Origin of the sequence: Streptomyces sp. NPDC059900 (genome assembly GCF_050270335.1) — a bacterium.
In the GTDB taxonomy this organism is placed as follows: domain Bacteria; phylum Actinomycetota; class Actinomycetes; order Streptomycetales; family Streptomycetaceae; genus Streptomyces.
Genome location: NZ_JBNNJZ010000538.1, coordinates 1 through 5,463, shown reverse-complemented (window position 1 = coordinate 5,463; position 5,463 = coordinate 1). Strand labels below are relative to the sequence as shown.

Annotated in this window: 6 protein-coding genes and 3 pseudogenes; 3 read left to right on the top strand and 6 right to left on the bottom strand. The window is 67.6% G+C overall.

Annotation, left to right across the window (positions count from 1 at the left end; all coding sequences use genetic code 11):
• Positions 1 to 234, top strand: a pseudogene (locus tag ACQKIP_RS38410) (threonine/serine dehydratase); the annotation flags it as partial.
• Positions 235 to 344: 110 nt separating this feature from the next.
• Here the strand turns inward: ACQKIP_RS38410 and ACQKIP_RS38405 are convergent.
• Positions 345 to 1,457: pseudogene (locus ACQKIP_RS38405) on the bottom strand (pectate lyase family protein); the annotation flags it as partial.
• Between the two features lie 166 nt (positions 1,458 to 1,623).
• Positions 1,624 to 2,133, bottom strand: coding sequence for a MarR family winged helix-turn-helix transcriptional regulator (locus ACQKIP_RS38400; RefSeq protein ID WP_427745205.1), 510 nt, complete (start codon positions 2,131 to 2,133; stop codon positions 1,624 to 1,626).
• Positions 2,134 to 2,260: 127 nt separating this feature from the next.
• On the opposite strand from ACQKIP_RS38400, the gene ACQKIP_RS38395 reads away from it, so the two are divergent.
• Positions 2,261 to 2,686 (top strand): Rid family hydrolase, encoded by a 426-nt coding sequence (locus ACQKIP_RS38395; RefSeq protein WP_365856852.1) that lies wholly within the window; start codon positions 2,261 to 2,263, stop codon positions 2,684 to 2,686.
• Positions 2,687 to 2,804: 118 nt separating this feature from the next.
• Here ACQKIP_RS38395 and ACQKIP_RS38390 read toward each other — a convergent pair whose 3' ends face one another.
• Positions 2,805 to 3,005, bottom strand: coding sequence for a hypothetical protein (locus ACQKIP_RS38390; protein ID WP_365856854.1), 201 nt, complete (start codon positions 3,003 to 3,005; stop codon positions 2,805 to 2,807).
• Positions 3,006 to 3,335: 330 nt separating this feature from the next.
• On the opposite strand from ACQKIP_RS38390, the gene ACQKIP_RS38385 reads away from it, so the two are divergent.
• Positions 3,336 to 4,016, top strand: a complete 681-nt coding sequence (locus tag ACQKIP_RS38385) for an adenylate kinase (protein ID WP_365856856.1) — start codon at positions 3,336 to 3,338, stop codon at positions 4,014 to 4,016.
• 83 nt (positions 4,017 to 4,099) lie between these two features.
• Here the strand turns inward: ACQKIP_RS38385 and ACQKIP_RS38380 are convergent, their stop codons facing one another.
• From ACQKIP_RS38380 to ACQKIP_RS38370, 3 genes and pseudogenes are all read right to left on the bottom strand, one after another.
• Positions 4,100 to 4,684, bottom strand: coding sequence for a TerD family protein (locus ACQKIP_RS38380; protein WP_365856858.1), 585 nt, complete (start codon positions 4,682 to 4,684; stop codon positions 4,100 to 4,102).
• A gap of 145 nt (positions 4,685 to 4,829) precedes the next feature.
• Complete coding sequence (locus ACQKIP_RS38375) at positions 4,830 to 5,096, bottom strand: GlsB/YeaQ/YmgE family stress response membrane protein (protein WP_365856860.1); 267 nt, start codon at positions 5,094 to 5,096, stop codon at positions 4,830 to 4,832.
• Between the two features lie 237 nt (positions 5,097 to 5,333).
• Positions 5,334 to 5,463: pseudogene (locus tag ACQKIP_RS38370) on the bottom strand (phospholipase); the annotation flags it as partial.

The window sequence follows — 5,463 nt, the reverse complement described above, 5'->3', positions numbered from 1 at the left end:
GTGCGTGACCTGGTCGACGAGGTATTGGTCGTGCCCGAGGCGGAGGCTTACGCGGGCGTGCTCGAACTGGCCGAGCACGCAAAGGTATGGGCGGAACCGGCAGCGGGCTGCCTCCTGCCGGCGGCCCGCCGCGTCCTGGCCAAGACCGGCGATGCGACCAGGCTCGGGCTGGTGATCTGCGGCGGCAACGCATCGGTGGAGGACGTGACCGCGTACGCGGGGTCGACCCTCTGAGCCGGGCCGGATCCCTTCGTACGGACGGGCGCGCGGTTGTCGTGGTGGTGCCGTCCTGACGGTGCGGTGGCCTCCCGCCGACGTACCGTCAGGACGGCGGCCGCGTTTTAGCAGGTGCCGTCCGACACCTTGAGACCCGTGCCTGCTCCCGCCGTTCTGCCCACGATGGCCGGCACACAGGAGGCCTTGTCGAGGGAGTGGGAGTAGGGGATGCTCACCGTGGTGTTGGACGTGGGGTTGGGGCCTGCCGGGTTGTACTCGTCGTCGGCGGAAGACCAGGTCACCTGGTCGAAGGTGTTGCCGCTGACCTGCCAGTAACCGGCCGCGTCGGTGTAGAAGGTGCCCAGGACGTCCTAGGAGTTCTTGAAGTAGTTGTTGTCCACCTTGGCCTTGGCTCCGGCGCGGGAGTTGATGCCGGACTCGTTCAGGCCGGTGTAGTAGTTGTTGTAGATGTGCGCCGTGCCGCCGCGGAGCAGGGGCGTGCGCGAGTCGATGTTCTCGTACTTGTTGTGGTCGTAGGTGATGTAGCTGTTGGAGACGTCGCTCTCGCTGGACCCGACGAGGCCGCCGCGCCCGGAGTTGCGCAGGATGCTGTACGACGGCGTGACGTACTGCGTGTTGTTCTTCATGTCGAAGAGGCCGTCGTAGCCCTCGGACTCCCCGCCTGACGCCTCCAGGGTCGTGTGGTCGACCCAGACGTTGCGGACGTCGCTCTCCATGCCGATGGCGTCGCCGCCGTTGGAGGTGGGGGAGCCGGACTTCTTGACGTTCTTGACGGTCACGTTCCGGATGACGATGTTGCTGGAATCGCGGATGTGGATGCCCAGTTGGTCGAAGACGGCGCCGCTGCCGACGCCGATGAGCGTGACGTTGCTGATCTGCTTGAGCTCGATCACGCCGGCGGCGGTGTTGCAGCTGTCGCCCGACACCTTCGTGGTGTTGGCGTGGTTGATCGTGCCCTCGACCTCGATGGTGATCGGGGTGTCGTCGGCGGCGCGGTTGCACAGGGCCGTGTGGATCGCGGTGCCCGTCGTGGCCCGCACCGTCTGGCCGCCCGCGCCGCCGGTCGTCCCGCCGTTCTGCGTGGCGTAGCCGGTGGCGCCGGCGGCCGCGGCCGTGGGCTGCGCCGAGGCCTCCGGCAGCGTCAGCGCCGCGCCGCTGGCGGCCGCGACGGCCAGCGTGGCCAGCGTGACCTGCAGTTTTCGAGAACGTGCTCGGCTCATGGTCGGCTCCCTGTTCATCGTGGAATCGCGGGTGTCCTTGTCCCGTGTGCCGTAGTCGTCGCGGGGGCGGCCAGGGTTGCCGCCCCGTCGCGGGTATCTGGGGGATCCGCTGACGCGTGGTCCGCCCTGCGGCGTCCCCGCCGCCGGGCGCCGCGCGGGGCGGCTGTCAGCCGAAGTCGTCAGGGACGATGCGGAGTTTGTGTGCGACGCGGGCGAGGGCCTTCTGGTCGGCGGTGTTGAGCGAGTCCAGGACGATGCGGCGTACGGAGCGCATGTGTGTGGGCGCCGCCAGATGCACGATGCCGAAACCGGCGTCGGTGAGCTCGGCGAGTGTGTACCGGCCGTCTTCCGGGTCGGGACTCCGTACGACCCAGCCGCGCTGCTCGCAGCGTTTGATGACGTTGGACAGGCGGGAGAGCGACCCGCTGGCGAGGAAGGCGAGCTCTCCCATCCGCAGCTTGCGCTGCGGTGCCTCGGAGAGATGGCTGAGCACGAGGTACTCGAACAGAGTGATGCCGTGTTCCTGCCGCAGCGGTGACTCCAGCTTGGCGGGCAGCAACAGGACAAGAGAGATCAGCCCTGTCCAGGCCTCCTTCTCCTGCTCGTCGAGCCAGCGCAGCTCGTCGCCGTCTTCGTGTCCGTCCGTGCCGCTCATGGGTCTTCCTCCGCTGCTCATGTATCTCTCCGCCCTCCGGCGAAGCCGGTCATCACTTTACGCGTGAAGTCAAACCTTGGTACTCTGACTTCACGCGTGAACTCATGCCAGAGCGGGCGCACCCTTATGGAATGGAAGAGGGAACATCATGAGCACCGTCACCTTCGGGATCGTTCCGGGCTACGGCGAGAAGCTGCACGAGGCCCTCGGTTACAGCGGGGCCGTGCGCGTCGACGACCGCGTCGAGATCTCCGGCCAGGCCGGAGTGGACGACGACCTGGTCATACCCGACTCACTGGAAGACGAGATCATCCAGGCTTTCGAGAACGTGGAGCGCACGCTCGCCACGGTCGGCGCGACGTGGAAGGACGTCATCCACGTCAACTCGTACCACAAGGTCGCACCGGGGGATGACGTCATCGGTGACGACCACAACAAGGTCATGGCCGAGCAGTTCCGCCGTCGTCTCGGCGGCCGCGCGCCCATCTGGACCGAAACCGGCGTCACGGTCCTCGGGCTTGCCGCCATGCGCGTGGAGATCCGCGTCACCGCCATCGTGGGCTCCGGGAGCTGAACCATGGCTTCGGGGTGCCGAGCGGCGGCCCCGTCCGGTGCGGGCTGAGCCGGCGGCTCCACGGTGGACCCGCTGCCTTGAGGTGGCGGGCCCACCGTGTGCCGCGAAGGGGTGAGGACTAGGCGGCGAGTGCCCAGAACGCCCGGTAGCCCGGCGCGGCGTCGACGGCGCTCTTGTCTTCGCACTGTCCGCAGGCCGCGGCATGCGCGCAGGTCTGCGGTTGAGCCGCCTCGGGTCGGGGTCTGCGTGCGGTCAGCCAGACCGCAATGTAGGCAGGCCCGGTCGTAATCACCGCCACTGCGATCTCGGTGAATGCCATCGGTCTCACCCCCAGCGCTCTCTCTGAATACGTATCACCATAGGGGTATGGGGTGTTGACGGGAAGCAACAGGCCGAGAAGGCGCAAGCGAGGCTGAATAAGGATCTCTGTCTGGCTGGATGCAGATACTGAGGTGCGGCGCCGCTTCGGTCCTCCGGTGCCGGTGTGCAGTCCTTGTGTGCTTGCGCACTCACCGGAGTGAAAGGCCCTCGAGGTGTCGATCATCTGCTGGAATGCACACAGAGGGCGTCTGTGCGGTCATGGCGACGCCCGGGTACCTCGAATCCTGCGATCGACCCCGGCCACGCATGACGAAGGGAAACCCCATCGATGCGCATTCTCCTGATCGGGCCGCCCGGAGCCGGCAAGGGTACGCAGGCCGTGCGCCTTGCCGCGTATCTGTCGATCCAGCACATCTCCACCGGTGACCTGTTCCGCGAGCACATCGGCCAGGGCACCGAACTCGGGCAGAACGCCCACAGGCACATGCGTGCCGGCCTTCTGGTACCGGACGAGGTGACCATCGGCGTAGTCGAAGAACGCCTTGCCCGACCGGATATCGAACGCGGTTTTCTTCTGGACGGTTTCCCGCGCAATCTTGCCCAGGCGAAGGCACTGGACCTCATCCTGGCCGACTCGAAGTCGCAGCTGGACGCCGTGCTCGACCTGGAGATCCCCGAGGATCAGGTGGTCAGGCGAATCGCTGGACGGCGACTGTGCCGTCGGGACCGCGAACACATCTTCCACGTCGACTACAGCCCGCCCAAGGTGGCAGAGACGTGTGACATCTGCGGCGGTGAGCTGTACCAGCGTGACGACGACCGCGAGGCAACCGTTCGCAGGCGACTGGAGGTCTATCACGGCATGACGGCCCCGGTCGTCGACCACTACCGGGCCCGGGGGCTGGTGACCCCGCTCTCGGCCATCGGTGAGGTCCAGGAGGTCCTTGACCGCGCGCTGGCCGCGATCGGTCACGGCCAGGTCGATGCCTCCGGCGCGCCGGGCCGCTGACCCCGACTTGCCGGCGGGGGAGCCCGGTTCGGGAGGCTTCCCGGCCGGCACCGACCGGGCCAGCGGCGCGGGCGGCGCCCCGGCTACAGGTGGCGGGTGATCGCGGGCAGCAGGTCCTGGAAGGTGCGGCCTGAGGCCGGCTCGCCGATGGCCGCCATCTGCCAGCCGCTGCCGGAGCGGTGGACCTTGGCCATGATCTGGGCGGTGTTGCTGTCGCCGCCGGTGAGGGTGTAGCGGGCCAGCTCCTGGCCGCTCTGCTCGTCGATGAGACGGCAGTAGGCGTTCTGGACCTCCGCGAAGGTCTGCCCCGTGAAGGAGTTCACGGTGAAGACGATCTGGTCGACGTGCGCCGGGACGCGCTGCAGGTCGACGACGATGGATTCGTCGTCCCCCTGCCCTGTGCCGCCGACGAGGTTGTCGCCGCTGTGCTGGACGGAGCCGTCCTTGCTGGTGAGTTGCTGGAAGAAGACGACGTCGACGTACTCCCGGCCGGCGGCGAGCACGGCCGAGGCGTCGAGGTCGATCTCGCGGTTTCCGGTCAGTTTGGCCAGGAAGCCCTTGCGCGGGGCGGCCTGCCAGCCCAGTCCCATGCGTACGACGGTGAGGGCACCGCCGTCGGACTTGCTCAGGCTGATCTGCTGGCCCTTGGACAGATTCACGGATGACATGTGAGGCCGCCTGGTCGGGAGTTGGTGGAAGATGACGGAGCCGCTCTGCGCCCGCAGCCGCGAGCTCTCCTTTAATCTACAACACTGTAGAAACAATGGGGGCGAGTGCCGGGCGCCGATCGCATCCCGGAGGTCGAACCGCGCGTCAGTTGCGGGAGTTGCCGAACAGGATGCGGTAGCCGATCAGCAGGACGAGGGCTCCGGCTATCGCCGATCCCCACGTGGTGAGGTCGAAGAACTGCCGCTCCACGGGCCGGTCCAGGAATCGCGCCGAGAGCCAGCCCCCGACGAACGCCCCTGCGATGCCGATGACCGTCGTGCCGATGAGTCCGCCCGGATCACGGCCGGGCAGCACGGCCTTGGCTATGGCGCCGGCCAGCAGTCCCAGAATGATCCATCCGATGACACCCACGAGTCATGCCTCCTCTTCGTTGCTCCCCGCCCTGTTGTGCGGGGATGCGTGCCGAGGCAGCGTAACTTCTACATGGCTGTAGAGGGTGTGGGGGTGTCTCCACCCCTGCGGAAGCGAGTGCGGGCGCCCTGCGGCATCGGCGAGCTCTCGGCGGGTGGCTCCAGGAGGGAGGTGGTCAGGGCGATCTCGATGGCTCCGGCCTCCTGGAGGGCCCTTCGTGAGCGGAGGGATGGTCGGTCAGGCGGCGGTGCCGTCGTCTGCCACGCCGGTGTAGCCGAGCTTGTCGACGGCCTGGTAGTACGTCCAGGCCGTCCCGTTGCAGGTGGTTTTCGTCGCGCCGCTGTACCGCGCGCACACTCTCTTGAGG